General features: G+C 63.3%; 16 protein-coding genes. 4 read left to right on the forward strand and 12 right to left on the reverse strand.

Annotation, left to right across the window (positions count from 1 at the left end; translation table 11 throughout):
- The first annotated feature begins 49 nt into the window (after positions 1 to 49).
- Positions 50 to 1063 carry a UDP-glucose 4-epimerase GalE gene (gene galE / locus NG701_RS11200; RefSeq protein ID WP_252567439.1) on the forward strand — a complete coding sequence of 338 codons (1014 nt, stop codon included), beginning with the start codon at positions 50 to 52 and terminating at the stop codon, positions 1061 to 1063.
- Positions 1064 to 1203: 140 nt separating this feature from the next.
- Here galE and NG701_RS11205 read toward each other — a convergent pair whose 3' ends face one another.
- The 3 genes from NG701_RS11205 to fdxA form a co-directional block, all read right to left on the reverse strand.
- Entirely contained in the window at positions 1204 to 2487 is a 1284-nt protein-coding gene (locus tag NG701_RS11205) for a citrate synthase (RefSeq protein ID WP_252567441.1), read from the reverse strand.
- Positions 2488 to 2716: 229 nt separating this feature from the next.
- A complete protein-coding gene (dapC, locus tag NG701_RS11210) occupies positions 2717 to 3865 on the reverse strand; it encodes a succinyldiaminopimelate transaminase (RefSeq protein ID WP_256472356.1) in 1149 nt (382 codons plus the stop codon).
- A 13-nt stretch (positions 3866 to 3878) separates the two neighbouring features.
- On the reverse strand, positions 3879 to 4205 hold the full coding sequence (gene fdxA / locus NG701_RS11215) for a ferredoxin (RefSeq protein WP_252567443.1): 327 nt from the start codon (positions 4203 to 4205) through the stop codon (positions 3879 to 3881).
- Positions 4206 to 4339: 134 nt separating this feature from the next.
- On the opposite strand from fdxA, the gene NG701_RS11220 reads away from it, so the two are divergent.
- A complete protein-coding gene (locus NG701_RS11220) occupies positions 4340 to 4585 on the forward strand; it encodes a putative acetyltransferase (protein WP_252567445.1) in 246 nt (81 codons plus the stop codon).
- Between the two features lie 87 nt (positions 4586 to 4672).
- Here the strand turns inward: NG701_RS11220 and typA are convergent, their stop codons facing one another.
- Positions 4673 to 6601, reverse strand: coding sequence for a translational GTPase TypA (gene typA, locus NG701_RS11225; protein ID WP_104062125.1), 1929 nt, complete (start codon positions 6599 to 6601; stop codon positions 4673 to 4675).
- Positions 6602 to 6871: 270 nt separating this feature from the next.
- On the opposite strand from typA, the gene NG701_RS11230 reads away from it, so the two are divergent.
- Positions 6872 to 7726: an SGNH/GDSL hydrolase family protein gene (locus NG701_RS11230; protein ID WP_252567447.1), complete on the forward strand. Its 855-nt coding sequence runs from the start codon at positions 6872 to 6874 to the stop codon at positions 7724 to 7726.
- A gap of 74 nt (positions 7727 to 7800) precedes the next feature.
- Here NG701_RS11230 and NG701_RS11235 read toward each other — a convergent pair whose 3' ends face one another.
- The 6 genes from NG701_RS11235 to ychF form a co-directional block, all read right to left on the reverse strand.
- A complete protein-coding gene (locus NG701_RS11235) occupies positions 7801 to 9507 on the reverse strand; it encodes a dipeptide ABC transporter ATP-binding protein (RefSeq protein ID WP_252567449.1) in 1707 nt (568 codons plus the stop codon).
- A gap of 11 nt (positions 9508 to 9518) precedes the next feature.
- Positions 9519 to 10463: an ABC transporter permease gene (locus NG701_RS11240; RefSeq protein WP_252567451.1), complete on the reverse strand. Its 945-nt coding sequence runs from the start codon at positions 10461 to 10463 to the stop codon at positions 9519 to 9521.
- Positions 10453 to 11382, reverse strand: coding sequence for an ABC transporter permease (locus NG701_RS11245; protein WP_252567453.1), 930 nt, complete (start codon positions 11380 to 11382; stop codon positions 10453 to 10455). The genes NG701_RS11240 and NG701_RS11245 overlap by 11 nt, the downstream gene beginning before the upstream one ends.
- Positions 11383 to 11507: 125 nt before the next feature.
- Complete coding sequence (locus tag NG701_RS11250; RefSeq protein WP_252567455.1) at positions 11508 to 13193, reverse strand: peptide ABC transporter substrate-binding protein; 1686 nt, start codon at positions 13191 to 13193, stop codon at positions 11508 to 11510.
- Positions 13194 to 13471: 278 nt separating this feature from the next.
- Positions 13472 to 15235, reverse strand: coding sequence for an ABC transporter family substrate-binding protein (locus tag NG701_RS11255; RefSeq protein ID WP_252567458.1), 1764 nt, complete (start codon positions 15233 to 15235; stop codon positions 13472 to 13474).
- A 24-nt stretch (positions 15236 to 15259) separates the two neighbouring features.
- Complete coding sequence (gene ychF / locus NG701_RS11260) at positions 15260 to 16345, reverse strand: redox-regulated ATPase YchF (protein ID WP_104062221.1); 1086 nt, start codon at positions 16343 to 16345, stop codon at positions 15260 to 15262.
- A 130-nt stretch (positions 16346 to 16475) separates the two neighbouring features.
- Between ychF and NG701_RS11265 the strand changes: the two genes are divergently transcribed.
- Positions 16476 to 17684, forward strand: coding sequence for a DNA recombination protein RmuC (locus NG701_RS11265; RefSeq protein WP_252567460.1), 1209 nt, complete (start codon positions 16476 to 16478; stop codon positions 17682 to 17684).
- A 16-nt stretch (positions 17685 to 17700) separates the two neighbouring features.
- Here the strand turns inward: NG701_RS11265 and NG701_RS11270 are convergent, their stop codons facing one another.
- Together NG701_RS11270 and NG701_RS11275 are read right to left on the reverse strand one after the other, a co-directional pair.
- Positions 17701 to 18780 (reverse strand): 4-hydroxy-3-methylbut-2-enyl diphosphate reductase, encoded by a 1080-nt coding sequence (locus tag NG701_RS11270; RefSeq protein WP_252567462.1) that lies wholly within the window; start codon positions 18778 to 18780, stop codon positions 17701 to 17703.
- Complete coding sequence (locus tag NG701_RS11275; protein ID WP_252567464.1) at positions 18777 to 19640, reverse strand: folate/biopterin family MFS transporter; 864 nt, start codon at positions 19638 to 19640, stop codon at positions 18777 to 18779. The genes NG701_RS11270 and NG701_RS11275 overlap by 4 nt, the downstream gene beginning before the upstream one ends.
- Positions 19641 to 19768 lie beyond the last annotated feature (128 nt).

Genomic DNA, 19768 nt, shown 5'->3' on the forward strand with positions numbered 1-19768 from the left:
CACCCGTGCTTAAATCCACGCATCCGCGGAATTGGGATAGCGTGGGGGCATGAAAATTCTGGTCACAGGTGGCACCGGGTACATCGGTTCGCACACAGTCTTGTCCCTGCAGGAAGCCGGCCACGATGTGGTGGTGATCGATAACCTGGTGAACTCCAGCGAGGAGTCACTGCGCCGGGTATCCGAACTCAGCGGCAAGACCGCCGAATTCCACAACGTGGACCTGGTGGACGAAGCCGCAGTGGAAGGCGTCTTTGCCGCCCACACGATCGACGCAGTGATCCACTTTGCCGGGCTCAAGGCCGTGGGTGAGTCGGTCCGCGAACCGCTCAAGTACTACTACAACAACCTCGTGGGCACGCTGAACCTGATCCGGGTGATGGACCGCCACGACGTCCGCTCCATCGTCTTCAGCTCCTCCGCCACCGTGTACGGTGAGCACAATCCCATCCCCTATGTGGAGAAGATGGAGATTGGCGCCAACAACCCCTACGGCCGCACCAAGGAACAGATCGAGGACATCCTCGCCGACCTGGGCGCTGCTGACACCCGTTGGCATATTGCCCTGCTGCGCTACTTCAACCCGGTGGGCGCACACCCGTCCGGCCGCATCGGCGAGGACCCACAGGGTATCCCCAACAACCTGGTGCCCTTCATCGCCCAGGTGGCCGTGGGACGCCGCGACAAGCTCATGGTGTTCGGCGGGGACTACGAAACCCCTGACGGCACCTGCCTGCGGGACTACATCCACGTCGTCGACCTCGCCGAAGGCCACGTGGCAGCCCTCAACCACGTCGCGGACCGCTCAGGCGTCTACCGCTGGAACCTTGGCTCCGGGAAGGGCTCCTCCGTGCTGGAGGTCCTGCGGTCCTTCGAGAAGGCCGTGGGCCAGCCCATCCCGTACGAGATCACCGGACGCCGCGCGGGAGACCTTCCGGCGTTCTGGGCCGACGCCACCTCCGCCCTGGCCGACCTGAGCTGGTCCACCACCAAGACGGTGGACCAGATGTGCGAGGACCACTGGCGCTGGCAGAAGAACAACCCCCTGGGTTACAAGTCTTAGCATCGATTGCTCCGTAACGGCCCTTTAGGACGCTCAAAACGGCCGTTACGGAGCAATCGATGAGAGTACGACGGCGGCCGGTCACCTTCGCGGAGAAGGTGACCGGCCGCCGTCGTTATTCAGGGAGAGCCGGTGGGGATCTAGCGGACCGGGTAATCGCGCTCGGGCTCGCCGATGTACAGCTGGCGCGGGCGGCCGATCTTGGTGTTCGGGTCGCTGATCATTTCACGCCACTGGGCGATCCAGCCCGGCAGGCGGCCGATCGCGAACAGCACGGTGAACATCTTCTCCGGGAAGCCCATAGCCTTGTAAATCAGGCCGGTGTAGAAGTCCACGTTCGGGTAGAGCTTGCGCTGGATGAAGTAGTCATCGTTCAGCGCTTTCTCTTCCAGGCGCATGGCGATCTCGAGCAGTTCGTCGTTGCCGCCGAGCTTGCTGAGGATCTCGTGGGCCGTGGCCTTGACGATCTTCGCGCGCGGATCGTAGTTCTTGTAGACGCGGTGTCCGAAGCCCATGAGGCGGACGCCGTCTTCCTTGTTCTTGACCTTCTCCATGTAGTCCTCGGGCTTGGTGCCGTCGGCCTGGATCTGGCGGAGCATCTTCAGCACTGCCTCGTTGGCGCCGCCGTGGGCGGGGCCGAAGAGGGCGTTGATGCCGGCCGACACGGATGCGAAGAGGTTGGCGTTGGAGGAGCCCACCAGGCGCACGGTGGAGGTGGAACAGTTCTGCTCGTGGTCGGCGTGCAGGATCAGGAGGAGATCCAGCGCCTTGGCGATGACCGGGTCCACTTCGTACTGCTCGGCGGGAAGGCCGAAGCTCAGGCGCAGGAAGTTCTCCACGAGGTTGTGGGAGTTGTCTGGGTACAGCATGGGCTGGCCGATGCTCTTCTTCAGGGCGTAGGCGGCGATGACCGGCATCTTGGCGAGCAGCCGGTACGTGGAGACCTCGACCTGCTCGGCGTTGAAGGGGTCCAGCGAGTCCTGGTAGAACGTGGACAGCGCCGACACGGCCGAGGACAGCACGGGCATCGGGTGGGCGTCACGCGGGAAGCCGCTGAAGAAGCCCTTGAGCTCCTCGTGCAGCAGGGTGTGGTGACGGATGCGCTGGTCGAAGGCTTCCAGCTCGGTGGGGCTGGGCAGGTTGCCGTAGATCAGCAGGTACGAAACCTCGAGGAAGCTGGAGTGCTGTGCCAGCTGCTCGATGGGGTACCCGCGGTAACGCAGGATGCCCGCATCACCGTCGATGTAGGTGATAGCGGAAGTGGTTGCTGCGGTGTTCATGAAGCCGGGGTCAAAGGTGACTGCGCCCGTCTGCTTGAGCAGCTTGGAAACGTCGTAGCCTTCGTTTCCTTCAACAACCTGGATGCGCGGGAGCTTGAGCTCGCCTCCTGCATGGTGCAGGGTTGCGCTGTTGGTCTCAGTCATGGAGTCCCCTTCATGAGGCGCGTGGGCCTCTGTCGAAAGCTTGATCCAACATCCGGTGAGCCGTGGCAGTGACCCTGTTCATCCAGGAATCCAACACCCGGGCTGCCTTCTTGTAGAAAGCCACCATTGATAGTCACTTAAAAAGTACCGCCCGATTGCGGGTGTCACTAATCGGAGGCGTGCGAAACCCCCGTAAAATGCCGCCTTTGTGGTGCGAGTCACATGATTGTTACGGCGTCGTGGCCAGTCTGGCCACTGCGGCGTCAATCCGTTCATCCGTGCCCGTCAATGCGACACGCACAAACCCGTTGCCGGCCTCGCCGTAAAAGACGCCCGGCCCCACAACGATGCCTCGCTCAGCAAGCCGGGCCACGGTGTCCCAGGTGCTCTCTCCGGCGGTGGACCAAAGGTACAGTCCGGCGTCGGAATCCCTAATCTCCAGCCCAAAGCCCTGCAAAGCCGGCACCAAGCGCTCCCGGCGTCCGCGGTACAGGTCCTTCTGGGCCTGGACGTGGGTGCCGTCGCCCAACGCAACCCGCATTGCTTCCTGCACCGGGTAGGGGACGATCATGCCGGCATGCTTGCGGCTGTTGACGAGGTTGGCCATGATGGCCGGGTCACCGGCCACAAACGCTGCGCGGTAACCTGCCACGTTGGACTGCTTGCTCAGCGAGTACACGGCCAGAAGGCCCTCGTGGGACCCGCCGGAAACGCGCGGATCCAGGATGCTGGGCACGGGCTCGCCGCCGCGCTGTGCGTCCCACGCGCCCCACCCGAGTTCGGCGTAGCACTCGTCCGAGGCCACCACGGCGCCCAGTTCGCGGGCCTGCGCCACAATCGCTTTGAGGGACTCAACATCCCTGACGCTTCCCGTGGGGTTGCCCGGGGAGTTTACCCAGATCAGCCGCACGCGTGCGCGGGTGGCATCGTCCAACTCGTCGAGGTGGTCGGTAGCGACAGAGGTGACGCCGGCGAAAGTAGCCCCGATGTCATAGGTGGGGTAGGCAACCTTGGGGCGGACGACGACGTCGCCCGGCTTCAGCCCGAGCAGGAGCGGCAGCCACGCCACCAGTTCCTTGGAGCCCACGGTGGGCATAACGTTCTTAGGGTCCAGGCCGGGGACACCGCGGCGCCGCTCGAACCACGCCACAATGGCTTCCCGCAACGGAACGGTGCCGTGGACCGTGGGGTATCCCGGGGCGTCCGCGGCGGCCCTGAGGGCATCCTGGATCACAGCGGGAGTGGGGTCGACGGGCGTGCCGATCGACAGGTTCACGGCCCCGCCAGGGTGCTCAGAGGCTTTGGCCAGGTACGGTGCCATGGCCTCCCACGGGTAGTCGGGCAGGCTCAGGCCAAAGCTGTTCACGGCTGCGGTCAACGCGATGCCCGGCTCAGCGGTCTTGGTTCTGCAGCGGCAGGGCGGCGATCATCGGGTGGTCCTTGCCCGTGTTGCCCACCTTGGCGGCGCCACCGGGCGAGCCCAGGTCATCGAAGAATTCGACGTTGGCCTTGTAGTAGTCAGCCCACTCTTCGGGAGTGTCATCCTCGTAGTAGATGGCCTCCACCGGGCATACCGGCTCGCAGGCACCACAGTCGACACACTCATCGGGGTGGATGTACAAGGAACGCTCACCCTCATAGATGCAGTCAACGGGGCATTCCTCGATACATGCCTTGTCCTTGACATCTACACACGGCTGCGCGATTACGTACGTCACGTCCCTTGCCTCTCCACGATATTTCCCGGCAGTGGCCGGCACTTGAATCCGGCACCGGCCGGACTATTGACTTCTGAGCCTATTATCTCCCAGCCCGTCCACGCGAACCTAGCCGGCCGCCTTAGTATGAACTGGTGAGTCCCGCCCAGCCTACGCCCCGAGAATTTCTGGCCACCGCCGCGCCCGGAACACGGGTTGTAGTCCGTTACCGGATCGACGGCGGCCTGACGGACGCCCTGGGGGATCTGGTGGCCACTGACGACGGCGGCTGCACAGTCCGCACGCGGAAGGCCGACGTCGTGATCCCCTTGGACTTAGTGGTGGCCGCCAAGGAAGTGCCACCGGCGCCGGAGCGGCGCCCCGCCCGCGTCCGCAACTGACGCTTTCCTGACACAAAAGAAACTGCCGGCACGACGGCGGGGTTCCCGCCTGCCGTACCGGCAGCTTCAGTGACGTGCTATTCAGGACTAGGCCTTGGCGCGTGCCCGTGTGGACTTGGCGCGTTCGCTGGCGTCCAGGATGAGCTTCCGGATCCGGATGGACTCCGGGGTCACCTCGACGCACTCGTCTTCGCGGGCGAATTCCAAGGATTCTTCCAGAGTCAGGTTGCGCGGCGGCGTCATGTTCTCGAAGGTGTCCGAGGACGCCGCACGCATGTTGGTGAGCTGCTTTTCCCTGGTGATGTTCACGTCCATGTCATCGGCGCGTGAGTTCTCGCCAACGATCATGCCTTCGTAAACCTCGGAGGTGGGCTGCACGAAGAATGACATGCGTTCCTGGAGCTTGATCATCGCGAACGGGGTGACCACGCCAGAGCGGTCGGCCACGATCGAACCGTTGGTGCGGTACTCGATGGGGCCGGCCCACGGCTCGTAGCCCTCGGCGATGGAGGAAGCAATGCCGGCACCGCGGGTGTCGGTGAGGAACTTGGTGCGGAAGCCGATCAGGCCACGGGCCGGAACGATGAACTCCATGCGGCACCAGCCGGTGCCGTGGTTGGCCATGTTGGTCATGCGGCCCTTGCGGGCTGCCATCAGCTGGGTGACGGCACCGAGGTACTCTTCCGGCACGTCGATGGTCATGTGTTCCATCGGCTCGTGGATCTTGCCGTCGACGGTCTTGGTGACAACCTGCGGCTTGCCGACAGTCAGTTCGAAGCCTTCACGTCGCATCTGCTCAACCAGGATGGCCAGCGCCAGCTCGCCACGGCCCTGGACTTCCCAGGCGTCGGGACGCTCGGTGGGAAGAACCTTGATGGAGACGTTACCGATCAGTTCCTTGTCCAGGCGGTCCTTGACCTGGCGGGCCGTGACCTTCGCACCCTTGACCCGGCCGGCCAGCGGCGAGGTGTTGATACCGATGGTCATGGAGATCGCGGGATCGTCCACGGTGATCAGCGGCAGCGGCTGCGGGTTGTCAACATCAGTCAGGGTCTCACCAATGGTGATTTCCTCGATACCGGCAACGGCGACGATTTCGCCCGGACCTGCAGACTCGGTGGGAACACGGTCCAGCGCCTTGGTGGCCAGCAGTTCGGTGATCTTGACGTTCTTGAGCTCTCCGTTGGCGCGGGCCCAGGCAACGGTCTGGCCCTTGCGCAGGGTGCCGTTGTAGATGCGCAGCAACGCGAGGCGGCCCAGGAACGGGGAGGCGTCCAGGTTGGTCACGTGTGCCTGGAGGACACCGTTCGGGTTGTACGTCGGGGCCGGGATGTGCTCGATGATGGTCTTGAACAGCGGCTCAAGGTCCTCGTTGTCCGGAGCGGAGCCGTCGGCGGGCTGGTCCAGGGACGCGCGGCCCACCCTCGCTGCTGCGTAGACAACCGGAACTTCAAGGATCTTGTCCAGGTCCAGGTCCGGAACTTCGTCGGCGAGGTCCGAGGCGAGGCCCAGGAGGAGGTCCATCGACTCGTGGACAACTTCCTCGATGCGGGCGTCGGGGCGGTCGGTCTTGTTGACGAGGAGGATCACCGGCAGGTGCGCGGCCAGGGCCTTGCGCAGCACGAAGCGGGTCTGGGGCAGCGGGCCCTCGGAGGCGTCAACGAGGAGTACAACGCCGTCCACCATGGACAGGCCGCGCTCTACTTCGCCGCCGAAGTCGGCGTGGCCGGGGGTGTCGATGACGTTGATGGTGATGGTTTCACCGTTGGAGGACGGTCCGTTGTAGGCCACGGTGGTGTTCTTGGCCAGGATGGTGATGCCCTTTTCGCGCTCCAGGTCACCAGAGTCCATGACGCGGTCTTCGAGGTGGTTGTGTTCGGCAAAGGAGTTGGTCTGCTTGAGCATGGCGTCGACCAGAGTGGTCTTGCCGTGGTCAACGTGGGCCACGATCGCGACGTTGCGGAGGTCACTGCGTGATGCAGTGGCTACCGCGGTGTTGGTGGTGGTTTCAGACATGCGTGATTGCTCGATTCAGTGGTGAAGTCAGCTGTTGTATCGCGACATTTCCAACCGGAACGCACGACGGATTAGCCCAATAACACAGGGCTCCTTCCCTCATTCTAAACGCTGAGCCTATTGTTGGCCTAAAAATCTTGGACCGACCCAGTCCCGCCGGGATGGAAATCCTGCGCGCCACAGCTTCAGAAGTGACCAAACTCACTGGATTTTTGTGACTTGATGCCCCATCATTGCTGTGATAAGCACAGCAAGCCCGGAGAACCACTGATGCGAAAAGCCTCGGCTCTGACCCGCTTTGTCGCCTCTGGAATCGCGGTAGCCGCGCTCTTGGGCGGCTGCGGACAGACCCCCCAAGCCAGCCCGGGTTCCGGCGTGCCATCCCCGGCGCAGGCGGCCGCGGCCGGTGCCTACCAGGCCCGCGGTGGCGATCCGATCGGCCTGCCTCCCGGTTCTGTGTACCGCAACCCGGCCAGCGGCCGTGACGAGGTGGTGGTGCCGGACATGCGGCACACTGCCCTCCTCATCGGCGATTCCCAATCCGAGCCCCCTGACGGCTGGCCGCGTCTTGGCCTTGCCGCCGTTGGGTACAAGGTCCACTTCTGCGGTCTCGGCGGAACGGGATTCGTGGCGTCCAACGGCAAGACGGGCAACTACATCGACGCCTTGCAGCGCGGTGACTGGAAGCTGCCGTACGGGACGCCCGCGCTGATCGTCATCCAGGGCGGCGGCAACGACGCCGCGCGCGGCGCTACCGATGCCCAGATCGTGGCCAACGCCGACCGGCTGATCGACGCACTGAAGGACCGCTACCCAGGCGCCAGGATGGCCATGATCGGCACCCTCGCCCGCGGCGCCAACTACGGCGGCGGGCGCAGGACGCAAGTGGACACGCTGCTGGGCACGGTGGCGGCCCGGCACGGCATGCCTTTTGTGGGCGTGGGCGACTGGCTGTCGAAATACAACCTCGCGAAGAACCTGGCAGATGCCGTCCACATGGATGCCGCAGGCCGCAGGTCACTGGGCGGGCTGCTTGAAGCCAGGCTTAGGCAGCTGGGGCTCGAAAGCCCCCCGCTGGGCGTCACAGTCCCGGTGGCAGCCTCCGCACCCACCCCAGCGGACTGATCAGTCTCTTAAAGGATGGAGCCGGCGCCCTGAAGGCACCGGCTCCATCCTTAGCCCGGGATACAGCGGTCTGATCAGGCCACTTCGGGCGGAAGCATCAGCTTCGCACCGGGAATGGCATTGAGCAGCGCTTTGGTGTACTCCTGCTGAGGGGACTCGAAGACATCGTCCGTGGAACCGGTCTCCACCAGCTTGCCCTTTTCCATCACACAGACGTGGTCGGCAATCTGCCGCACCACAGCCAGGTCATGGGTGATAAAGAGGTAGGTCAGCCCGAGGTTGGCCTGCAGGTCCGCGAGCAGGTTCAGCACCTGCGCCTGGACCAGCACGTCCAGCGCGGACACAGCTTCGTCGCAGATGATCACCTCGGGGTCCAGAGCCAGAGCACGCGCAATGGCGACGCGCTGCCGCTGGCCTCCGGAGAGCTCGTTCGGGAACCGCTGCATGCTTGACTGCGGCAGCGCCACCTGGTCGAGAAGCTCGCGGACCTTCTTCTCCCGGCTCGCTTTGTCGCCGATCCTGTGGACGCGCAACGGCTCCTCGATGGTACGGAAGATGTTGTACATCGGATCCAGCGAGCCGTAAGGATCCTGGAAAATGGGCTGCACCCGCCGTCTGAACTTGAAAAGTTCAGACGCCTTCAGCAACGACGTGTCGACGCCGTCGAAAAGGATCTTCCCATCGGTAGGCTTTTCGAGCTGAAGCACCATTTTTGCCACGGTGGACTTGCCCGAGCCGGACTCCCCCACGATAGCGGTGGTGGTACCCCTTTTGACATCGAAGCTCACCCCGTCAACGGCCGCGAAGTCCGTCGTTTTCCCCAGCCCCTGGCGGAGCTTGTAGACCTTGCGCAGGTCCTGGATCTGCAGGACGTTGTCCGCGGCAGCTGCCTCCGCAGCAGGTGCCAGCAGGTCTGACGCTTCGAGACCCTGCTCCTTGGCGACCTGGATCCTTCGGCTCGCCAATGACGGCGCAGACTCAACCAGCCGCTTGGTATACGGGTGCTGGGGGTTCTGGAGCAACGCCAGCGAAGGACCAGCCTCCACCACCTGCCCCCGGTACATCACCACAACTTTGTCCGCCCGTTCTGCGGCCAGCCCCAGGTCATGGGTGATCAGCAGGACTGCTGTACCCAGGTCCGTGGTCATGGTGTCCAGATGATCCAGGATCTGCCGCTGGACCGTGACGTCCAGTGCCGACGTCGGCTCATCCGCGATCAGCAGGCGCGGCTGGCAGGACAGCCCGATGGCAATGAGGGCGCGCTGGCGCATACCGCCGGAGAACTCATGCGGATACTGCTTGGCGCGCCGGTGGGCATCCGGCAGTCCCGCCTCGGACAGCACTTGGGCGATATCATCCGGTCCACTGGGCCGGCCGTTGGCGCGGAGGGTTTCCTTGACCTGGTAGCCGATTTTCCAGACCGGGTTCAGGTTGGACATCGGGTCCTGCGGGACCATGCCGATCGTATTGCCCCGCAGCTCGATCATCCGCTGCTCCGTGGCGTGGGCAATGTCCTCGCCGTCGAGCAGGATCTGCCCGGCGGAAACGCGGCCGTTGTTGGGCAGCAGGCCGATGGCAGCGAGTGCCGTCGTCGACTTGCCCGAGCCCGACTCCCCCACGATAGCCACTGTTTCGCCCGGCATGATGGTGAGGTGCGCGTTGCGGACGGCCTGGACTTCACCGCTGCCGGTGGTGAACGTGATGGCCAGGTCACGGATTTCCAGCAGCGGCTTCACTCCCGCATGCCCGGCCTCATCGATGTGGATTTCTGGAGTAGTCATCTCTTTCTCTCTCATCGCTGCCGGCTCTTGGGATCGAGGGCGTCACGTACCGCGTCGCCGAGCATAATGAAGCTCAGAACGGTAATGGAAAGCGCCGCCGCCGGATAGAGCATGATTTCCGGCCTGGTTCGAATGGAAGCCTGTGCACCTGCGATGTCGTTGCCCCAGGACATGATGCTCTGCGGCAGGCCGATGCCCAGGAAGGACAGGGTGGCTTCTGCGACGATGAAGACGCCCAGTTCCAGGGTGGCCAGGACGATAATCGGGGCCAGGGCGTTAGGGAGGACGTGGCGGACCAGCGCCCCAAACTTCGAAACGCCCAGTGAGCGGGCGGCCGTCACAAAGTCGGCATTGCGCACTTCAATGACCGCGCCGCGCGTGATGCGTGCCATCTGCGGCCATGCCAGCAGCGAAATGACAAACACGACGCTCCAAACGCTCTTGTTTTCACGGAAAAAGGGCAACTGGGTGATCACCAGTGCACCAAGAATCAGGGGCAGCGCAAAGAAGACGTCGCCAAGGCGGGCAAGCACGGCATCGATCCAGCCGCCGTAGTAGCCCGCAAGGGCTCCAACGGTCACACCGATAACCAGGACGCAGAGCACGGAGAGCAGACCCACTGAAAGCGAAGCCTGGGTTCCGTGGACGACGCGGGAATAGATGTCGCAGCCCTGGAAAGTGAATCCGAAGGGATGCCCGTCCGTGGGCCCGCCTTCCGAGTTGGCCAGTACGCAGCCGTCGTTCGGAGCGACTGAGGAAAAAAGGCCCGGGAACAGCGCCACCACAGCAAGTGCCACGATGAGCAGCGCCGAAATAATGAACAGCGGGCGACGGCGAAGCTTGCGCCAGGCGTCCGACCAAAGACTCAGCGGTGCCTGGTCAGTCTTGACGGTGTCGGTTGCCAGCAACGGAGTTTCGTCGATGGGCGCCACAAAGTGGCTGTTATTACTGGTCATAACGGATCCTCGGGTCAAGCCAGGCATACAGGAGATCAACGAGCAGGTTGGCCACCACGAAGACCAGCACCAGGACACTGACGATGGAGACGATAGTGGGGCCTTCGCTGCGCAGGACGGCCTGGTAGAGCTTGTTGCCGACTCCGGGGACGTTGAAGATGCCCTCGGTCACGATCGCACCGCCCATCAGACCGCCAAGGTTTGCGCCCAGGTACGTCACCACCGGAATCAACGAGTTACGCAGGATGTGTGCAATGACCACCCGCGGCCGTGACAGGCCTTTCGCGGTGGCAGTTCGCACGTAGTCGGCATTCATGTTTTCGCTGACCGAGGCGCGGGTCAGGCGGAGAACATAGGCAAACGACACCAGGCCCAGGACCACTGCCGGAAGCAGCAGGCTGCCCCAATCGGCGTTGGCGCCAACGGTGGGTTTCGCCCACCCGAGTTGTACGCCAAAGACGAGCTGAAAAACGAAACCCAGAACGAACGTGGGGACCGCTATGACAACCAGCGAAACTACCAGGACGGTGGAGTCAAACCAGCCGCCACGGCGGAGACCGGCGAAGACGCCGAAGGCTACGCCGAAGATTGCCTGGATGGCCAGTGCTTCAACGGCAAGCATTGCCGTCACTGGGAAGACCCTCGCCAAGCTTGCCGCGATGGGCTGGCCGGTGAAGTCGTTGCCGAGGTTGAAGGTGAAGAGGTTCCGCAGGAAGAGTCCGTACTGGACCCAGAAAGGTTCGTCCAGGTGGTATTGGCTGCGCAGGGTGTCGATGACTGCCTGCGGGGGCTGACGGTCTCCGAAGAGCGCCGCAATGGGATCGCCGGGAAGGGCGAAGACCATGTAATAGACCAAAAGAGTGGTGCCAATGAAGACGGGGATCACTTGGAGGAGTCGTCGCAGAATGAAGCGGACCACCGGATCACCAGCCTTCCGGATGCGAAGAGAGGTGTTTCATTTGTGCCTTCCTGCCGTGCAGGACAATGGGGGCCCGGCGTTGTGCCGGACCCCCATTCGCCTGGCGGCAAGTTAGATCCTGGAGACTACTTGGCCGTGATGTTGTAGTAGAGGATTCCGCCATTCCAGCCGGTTTCGGCCTTCACAACGTTTTCGCTCCACACGATCGGCTTTGCCTGGTCCCAGAGCGGCAGTCCGGGCAGGTCCTCGAAGAGGATCTCCTGGGCCTGGTTGAACTTGTCGTTCGCCGCATCCGTGGTCTTGGCGGCAAGTCCTTCCTGGAGCAGCTTGTCGAACTCGGGGTTCGAGTACTTCTCGTAGTTGGAGGATGCGCCCGTTGCCCAGACCGGTCCGAGGAAGTTGTAGAGCGACGGGTAGTCGCCCTGCCAGCCGGCGCGGCTCAGGCCCGGGAGGGACTGGGACTTGCGCAGGTTCAGTACTTCCGCGAACTTGGCGAAGGGCTGGATTTCGGCCTGGATGCCGAGGTTGTTCTTGAAGCCGTTGGCCACGGCGTCGATCCATTCCTTGTTGCCACCATCGGTGTTGGAGGCAATCTGCAGCGGCTTGGAGGCGTCGTACGGCTGGATCTTGTCAGCCTGGGCCCACAGGTCCTTGGCCTTGGCAGCATCGAACGTGAGGATTTCGCTGCCCTTAAGGTCTTCCTTGAAGCCATCGATGACCGGCGGGGCGAAGGCCTTGGCCGGGGTGCGGGTGCCGTTGAAGACCACCTTGGCGATCTCTTCGCGGTTGATGGCGTAGGACAGTGCCTGGCGGCGCAGCTTACCGGCTTCACCCTGGAAGTTCGGGTTGTAACCCGGGATGTTCAGGGTGGAGTTGGTGGCCACGGCCTTGGTGGCGTTGCGGTCCTGGAAGTCCGTGACGTAGGTCTTCAGTGCGTTGGACGGCAGTACGTCGGTGACGTCCAGGTTGTTGCCCTGAAGGTCCGTGTATGCGGGGCCCGGATCGGTGTAGAACTTGAAGGTCACGCCGCCGTTCTTCGATTCGCGGGGACCGCTGTAGTCAGCGTTCTTGACGAGGGAGATCGACTGGTCGTGTACCCAGGAACCGGTCTTTTCGAACTTGTACGGACCGTTGCCTACCGGGTTTTCGCCGAAGGCCTTCGGATCCGCCAGCGCTGCGGACGGCAGCGGGAAGAAGGCTGAGTAGCCAAGGCGGAGCGACCAGTCGGCTTCCGGCTGTGCCAGCTTCACCGTGAGGGTCGAATCGTCTGTTGCCGTCAGACCTGACATCGTTTCGGCGGTGGGCGCCGGCGTGGTGGTGGTCTTGCCATCAGCCGCTTTTTCGGTGGTCACGGCCGAGACATCTGCATAGCCCGCGATGGACTCGAAGAAGAACCCGTTGTTCTGCAGGTTCTTGGAGTTCGCGGCGAAGTTCCAGGAATCAACGAACGTCTTGGCGGTGATCGCTTCGCCGTTCGTGAACTTCTGGCCCTGCTTGACCTTGATGGTCCAGTTCTGGGCGTCAGGCGACTCAATGGACTCTGCAAGCGAGTTGACCGGCTTGCCGTCGGCGTCGTAGCTGCGAAGGCCTTCGAAGAGCAGCTCGACAACGCGGCCGCCGTAAACTTCGTTCGTATTTGCCGGTAGCAAGGCGTTCTGTGGTTCGTTGCTGTACGCGGTGATCACCTTGTTGGGATCGCCGGCCGACTGGCTGGCACCATCATTGCTGCCGCCTCCAGCGCCGCAGCCTGTCAGGGCAAGGGCAGCGATCGCCACCATGCCGAGTGCTTTGGAAGTGCGCGTGAAACGCATTCCGCCTCCTATGAGTTGTGGGAGATATTCAGGGGAAATCTTTTGCTCCCCGGCAGGCTCGTCACAGGTTCTCACTGTGACGTGGCCTACATATACGAGTAGCCTAACCGCACAAAGTCCAAATACTGGTACTCCGTTGCCAAACCGTAACCAGTTAATCGTTAATAACTAGCCGGTACCCGGAAGTTGCGCAAGTCACATGTTACTCGCTGGTAGGGGATGCCGCGAATCAAGGACGGGGGCGGGCTCCCACAACGGCGACAAGCCCCCAGGAGGGCCTATTTCAGGCGCCACTCCCACACATTCCACCAAAGGCCCAAAGGGCCTGAGCTGGGCTTGATACCCGTCACGCGGCTGCTGAAAGCCACGGTTCCAGTGGTCTGGTAAAGCGGTAGGCCGTAGGCGCTTCCCCACACGCGTTTGTCGATGTCAGCCAACAGTTCGTCCTGCTTTGCAAGGTCCGTAGTGCCGGACAGTTGCTCCATGGCTTTGTCTGCGTCGCCGTCGGAAAATCCGTTGAAGTTGCTGCCGCCACCGGTTTTAAAGATCTGCGGGACGCGGCTGACGCCGACCCCGGGTCCGATGGAACCGAGGATGGCGGCGTCGTAGCTGCCGCCGCCGAGCGCTTTCGCCCAGTCCGAGCTGCCGAGGCCCGCATCTTCAACGGTGAATCCGGCGAGGCGGGCGGAGTCGCGGATCAGGGAGAAGGCCCGCACGCGGTTGGGGTTGTCCCGGTTGTACAGAATGCGGACCGTCGGGGCAGCATTCCGCAGTTTCGACTTCGCGCCTTGTATGTCCACGTCGGAGTATTCGGCCGAACCGTTGCTCTTCACGGCGTCCGGATACTTCGGATGGGGTGGCAGGAAGACGTGTGAATCCAGGGGTTTCGCGTCGGCGACAAATCCGCCCACCACGTCATCCACGATCTCCTGGCGCGGAACGGTCTTCAGAAACGCTTCCCGGACATCCTTGTCCGCGAACGGTCCCGAAAAGTTGAGATCTAGGTGGTCGTAGCCGGACTGGCTGAAGCGCTGGACGGTATTGCCCTGCTCCACCAGTCCGTCGAAGAGGCTTTCGGTGCCGGCAGAGGGCTGCGGCGCAATGATGTCCGCCTGGCCGTTCCTCAGCGCGGCAATGGCGGTAGAGGCGGCACCGGCGAACCGTACGGTGACGTCATCGAGGTAGGGCTCCGGGCCCCAGACATAGTCCCTGTTCCGGACCAGCCGGATCGAGGAGTCCGGAACGATGTCCCGGACGATGTAGGGGCCGCTGGAAAGGTACATGGCCGGGTCATCCGGAAGCGTCTTGGTGTCGAAACCTGAGTTCCAGAAGTCGCTGACCCGCTTCAGCGGGGCGTTGACCGAGGGCCGGGCGGTGTCGCCCCGGGGAGAGTCCTTGATCAGGTCCACGAGGTCGTTTTCGTCATTGAGGCCGCTTTTGGCGGCGACAACATGGGCGGGGAGCCCAACGTCGAACGCCACTTCCCAATCAGCGTATGGCGAGGCGTATTCCAGCGTGATGGAACGCCCGTCACTGCCGGTCTCCGGAAGTGCGGTGGCCGCCAGGCCGCTCTTGTCAGCTGCAGTCGAAAAATACGTAGTCCCGGTCCCCGCCTGGGGTTCAGCGTTGTCGAAGTAGCCCGAGCCGGCGGCCCAGGACAGGAGGAGGTCGCCGACGTCGATGGCTTCGCCGTCGGACCATTTCACACCCTCATTGACGGTGTACTTCACCTTCAGCGGCTTGTCGGAGATCTTCTCGATCCGGCCAAATTTCTCGTTCCGGACCACCTTCTCGGTGTCATCCACGTAGTAGAACCCGGAATGGGTGATGTGGCCGATCTTGGTGTTGATGTCCGTGTTTCCGTCGGCACTGAACGGGTTGAAGGACGTGAAGGCATTCACCTCGGCCACGGTTACGCTGCCGCCGCGGTTCGTCTCACCAACCACCACCGGAGGCGCTCCCCCCGAAGCGGAGCACCCCGAGATAACCAGCGCCGCAGCGACGGCCCCGGTGATGACCTGAATCAGACGCATCAGGGGCATGCCGTCTCCTTTGCCTGTCGGGAATCAGACGTTGAAGCGGAACTCCACTACATCGCCGTCAGCCATCACGTACTCTTTGCCTTCGATGCGTACCTTGCCACGGGACTTGGCTTCAGCCATGGAACCGGCCTCGATGAGGTCATGGAAGGAAACCACTTCAGCCTTGATGAAGCCACGCTGGAAGTCGCTGTGGATGACGCCTGCTGCCTGCGGCGCGGTGTCGCCCTGGTGGATGGTCCAGGCGCGTGTTTCCTTCGGACCGGCCGTGAGGTACGTCTGGAGGCCCAGGGTGTGGAAGCCGACGCGTGCCAGTTGGTCGAGGCCGGACTCGTCCTGGCCGTTCATTTCCAGCATTTCGCGCGCTTCCTCCTCGTCCAGCTCCACAAGGTCGGATTCGAGCTTCGCGTCCAGGAAGATGGCGTCCGCCGGGGCCACCATGGCCCGCAGCTCGTCCTGCTTCTCCGGGCTGCCCAGGATGCCTTCGTCGGAATTGAAGACGTAGATGAACGGCTTCGCGGTCAGGAGGCTGAGCTCCTTGAGGTACTCCATCTCCAGCTTGTCGCTCTTGATCGAGGAGAAGACCGTGTCCCCGCGTTCCAGGACCGCCTGCGCAGCCTTGATGGCTGCCAGTTCGGCAGCTTCCCGCTTCTTGATCTTGACTTCTTTTTCGATCCGGGGAATGGCATTTTCGATGGTCTGAAGGTCAGCCAGGATCAGCTCGGTGTTGATGGTTTCCATGTCCGAGCGCGGATCCACTTTGCCGTCGACGTGGATGACGTCGGGATCATCAAACACCCGGACCACCTGGGCAATGGCCTCGGCCTCACGGATGTTGGCAAGGAACTTGTTGCCCAGACCTTCGCCCTCCGATGCACCCTTCACGATGCCGGCGATGTCCACGAAGGACACCGGAGCGGGCAGGAGGCGCTGCGAGCCAAAGATGTCAGCGAGCTGCTGGAGCCGGGGATCCGGCAAGTTCACGACGCCGACATTGGGTTCGATGGTAGCGAACGGATAGTTCGCAGCCAGCACCTGGTTCCGGGTCAGTGCGTTGAAAAGAGTTGATTTGCCGACGTTGGGCAGTCCGACGATGCCAATAGTAAGAGCCACGAGCATTGATTCTACCGGTTGCCGGACGCTTGGGCCCCAGGCGGTCCCCCGCAGTGTCGGCACATGCTGGAACGCCTGGTCGAATATGTCGGTTCCGTAAATTGTCACAGGGTCATGCCACAGTGTGGATATGGATGCTTTAGCCCTGATTCTTGCCCTGTTGATGCTGCTGGTGGGTGCCGTCGCCGGCGCCGCCGCCACCTACTTTTCCCTTCGCCGGCACAGTCGTGCCCTGGAGGAGGACTTCGACGCCGTCTCGTCGCGGCTTTCCGAGGTCAGCGCCCAGTTCGCCGCCGCGGACGCAGAGCGCCGCCTGCTCTCCCTGCAGAACCGGGAGCTCGGCGAGTCCCGCAACCAGGACGGGAGCGTCCTCCGGGCACTCGCCCCGGTGGCGGAGAAGCTGACCGCGGTGCAGCAGCAGGTGGCACTTCTGGAACGCGACCGCCTGGAACAGTACGGCCAGCTGGCGCAACAACTCCAGGAGGCCAGGCTGTCTGACGCGCAGCTGATCCGGTCCACGCACGCCCTCGAGTCAGCGTTGCGCTCCAACAGTGCTCGTGGACAGTGGGGCGAAGTTCAATTGCGCCGCGTGGTTGAGGCATCGGGCATGCTCAAGCACGTGGATTTCCTGGAGCAGGTCCACAGTGCCGGGGCCGACTCAGCGGTTCGTCCCGACCTCGTCGTCCAGCTGCCGGGCCAGAAGCAGCTGGTGGTGGACGCAAAGGTTCCGTTGTCCTCTTACCTGGAGGCCCAGGAGCTGGGTGCGCGTCAGGACTCGGGTACAACCGGGAGTCCCGGCAGCCAGCAATCCCTGCTGACCGCCCACGCCAAGGCGCTGCGGGCCCACGTGGACTCGCTCAGCAACAAGAAGTACTGGGACATCCCCGGAAACTCCCCCGAGCTGGTGATCTGCTTCCTGCCAGCCGAATCGATCCTGGCCGCCGCCCTGACGGCCGATGCGACCCTGTTGGACCACGCGCTTTCCAGGAATGTGGTTCTTGCCTCGCCCAGTACGCTGCTCGCAGTGCTCAAATCGGTGGCTTTCACGTGGCGCCAGGATGTGCTGACGGACAGCGCGCGGGAACTGTTCGACCTCGCCCGCCAGCTGTACGAACGCATGGGAACGCTCGGCGAAAACGTGGGCAAGCTGGGTTCGTCCCTGAAGTCCTCGGTGGACCGGTATAACGCCCTGATCGGCACCCTGGAAGCGCGGATCCTGCCCACCGCACGGAAGCTCAATGCCATGGATGAATCCGGGCTGCTCACCCCGCCGGCACTCGAGGTCACGCCGCGTACGCTGGCGGCCCCGGAGTTTCAGCAGGACGAAGCCGCCGCCTGACTTTGCCGGAGACTGGTCATTTGCGGGAGCGGCGGCCGCCGAGCGCCCGGCTGACGTCTCCGGCTTCCTTCAGGGTTGCGCGGAGTTCCTTAGGCAACGAGAAAAGGAGGTCTTCTTCGGCCGTGACAACTTCTTCCACGGAGCCATAGCCGTAGTCGGCCAGCAGGCGCAGGACGTCCGTGACCAAGATCTCCGGCACAGAAGCCCCTGATGTGACTCCGACCGTTGCCACGCCTTCAAACCACGCCTCGTCCACTTCGTTGGCGAAGTCCACGCGGTAGGAGGCCTTGGCACCGTACTCCAGCGCGACTTCCACCAGGCGGACCGAGTTCGAGGAGTTGGCCGATCCCACCACAATGACCAGGTCAGCCTGGGGGGAGATCTTCTTGATGGCCACCTGACGGTTGGTGGTGGCGTAGCAGATGTCGTCGCTGGGCGGATCCTGCAGGGTGGGGAATCGATCCTTCAGCAGGCGGACTGTTTCCATGGTCTCGTCCACGCTGAGGGTGGTCTGGGACAGCCAGATGACCTTCTCCGGATCCCTGACGGTTACCTTGTCCACTTCATGGGGACCGTTAATGATCTGGATGTGCTCCGGGGCCTCGCCTGCGGTCCCTTCAACCTCTTCGTGACCGTCGTGGCCGATCAGCAGGATGTCGAAGTCGTCCTTGGCGAACCTCACGGCTTCCTTATGAACCTTCGTCACCAACGGGCAGGTGGCATCAATGGTGCGCAGCCCGCGGTCTTCGGCTGACTGGACAACGGCCGGGGATACGCCGTGGGCGGAAAAGATCACCAGGGCGCCTTCCGGGACCTCATCCGTCTCATCGACGAAGATGGCTCCCTGTGCCTCCAGCGAGCTCACCACGTGGACGTTGTGCACGATCTGCTTCCGGACGTAAACCGGCGGACCGTAGTGTTCCAAGGCCTTCTCGACGGCGATCACGGCTCGGTCCACACCGGCGCAATAGCCGCGGGGCGCAGCCAGGAGTACCTTTTTGGGACCGGTCACCGGAGCCGCGGCGGCTACGTCCTCAGGCGAGCGCCGCCTGCGCGGGACAGTTGGCATCGAGAGGGACACAGCTGAGGGAGTCATCCCTCCATGCTACCGGGTTGGGGCCGCCGCCCCGGCGAGGCGATCCGGATCACAAGGGCCGCCGCAACCAGCACACCGCCGGTTATCGCTGCACCACCTACCCAGGATTGGAAGCTGCTGGAAGCGGCCTCCACAAACGCATCTTTGAACATATCCGAAAGCCCATTGCCGCTCGCCGCCCCCACAACGGCATCCCTCGCGAGTTGCGAGCCGGCAGACCACAGACCGGCCAGTACCAGCGCCGCAAGTCCCACAGCGAAAACCACTGACCAGCGTCGGCGGGCGGAAACCAGGGCCAACGCAAAGGCGATTCCCGCTCCGATGGCAAGGGAGTAGCCGAGCGGCGCGTAGGCGGACACCCTCTCGACCATTTGGCGCTGCTCAGGCTCTCCGACGTTGACCAGCGTGTGCTCCGGCGCAGTCAGCGGGAGTCCGGTGGTGCGTGCTAGCTCCTCCGTCGCCAGCGCCACCAGAGGTGCCACGTCCAACGTAAGCGACGACGGGGAGTCAGGTTCGGCGGGAACCGATGCGGGTGCGGCGAAGCTGAGCCGGTGGCTCTTCCGCAACGTTTCCTCCCAGGCCGCCGGGTAGCCGGGCAAGGCTGTGAGTGAACCGGCAGCCGCCTCAAGCACTGGCGTGACCAGACCTGCCAGGGCGTCCGGGATGGCCCCTGTATCGATGGTGCCCACAGCGGCCGCGGCGAGCCGCTGCTGGAATTCTGCGTCCTGCCCCAGGGGAGCGGCCAGGGCCACAAAGCCATCCTCCTGAACCACGTTGCGGTCAAGCCAGATGGCGGGTACGGCCAGGGCGGACAGCAGAACTCCCACGACGACGGCGATGGCTGAAACGAAGGTGCGCAAAACAGGTCCTCACGGGTTGGCGGCAGCACAGCCATCATAGGGCTGGTGTCTGGACAAAGAATGTCAGTCTCGGGTGATACAGCTTATGGATAAGGTTGAATGGCAACCGCCAGTTCACTGACAGCACT

Source organism: Pseudarthrobacter cellobiosi (genome assembly GCF_023913815.1).
GTDB classification, from domain to species: Bacteria; Actinomycetota; Actinomycetes; order Actinomycetales; family Micrococcaceae; genus Arthrobacter; species Arthrobacter cellobiosi.

What these genes read in the sequence shown, in the direction of transcription:
- NG701_RS11265 (WP_252567460.1), top strand. Translation starts at nt 16,476, where the DNA reads ATGGATGCTTTAGCCCTGATTCTTGCCCTGTTGATGCTGCTGGTGGGT.
- NG701_RS11230 (WP_252567447.1), top strand. Translation starts at nt 6,872, where the DNA reads ATGCGAAAAGCCTCGGCTCTGACCCGCTTTGTCGCCTCTGGAATCGCG.
- typA (WP_104062125.1), bottom strand. Translation starts at nt 6,601, where the DNA reads ATGTCTGAAACCACCACCAACACCGCGGTAGCCACTGCATCACGCAGT.
- NG701_RS11240 (WP_252567451.1), bottom strand. Translation starts at nt 10,463, where the DNA reads ATGACCAGTAATAACAGCCACTTTGTGGCGCCCATCGACGAAACTCCG.
- galE (WP_252567439.1), top strand. Translation starts at nt 50, where the DNA reads ATGAAAATTCTGGTCACAGGTGGCACCGGGTACATCGGTTCGCACACA.
- NG701_RS11250 (WP_252567455.1), bottom strand. Translation starts at nt 13,193, where the DNA reads ATGCGTTTCACGCGCACTTCCAAAGCACTCGGCATGGTGGCGATCGCT.
- NG701_RS11270 (WP_252567462.1), bottom strand. Translation starts at nt 18,780, where the DNA reads ATGACTCCCTCAGCTGTGTCCCTCTCGATGCCAACTGTCCCGCGCAGG.
- NG701_RS11255 (WP_252567458.1), bottom strand. Translation starts at nt 15,235, where the DNA reads ATGCCCCTGATGCGTCTGATTCAGGTCATCACCGGGGCCGTCGCTGCG.
- NG701_RS11235 (WP_252567449.1), bottom strand. Translation starts at nt 9,507, where the DNA reads ATGACTACTCCAGAAATCCACATCGATGAGGCCGGGCATGCGGGAGTG.
- NG701_RS11205 (WP_252567441.1), bottom strand. Translation starts at nt 2,487, where the DNA reads ATGACTGAGACCAACAGCGCAACCCTGCACCATGCAGGAGGCGAGCTC.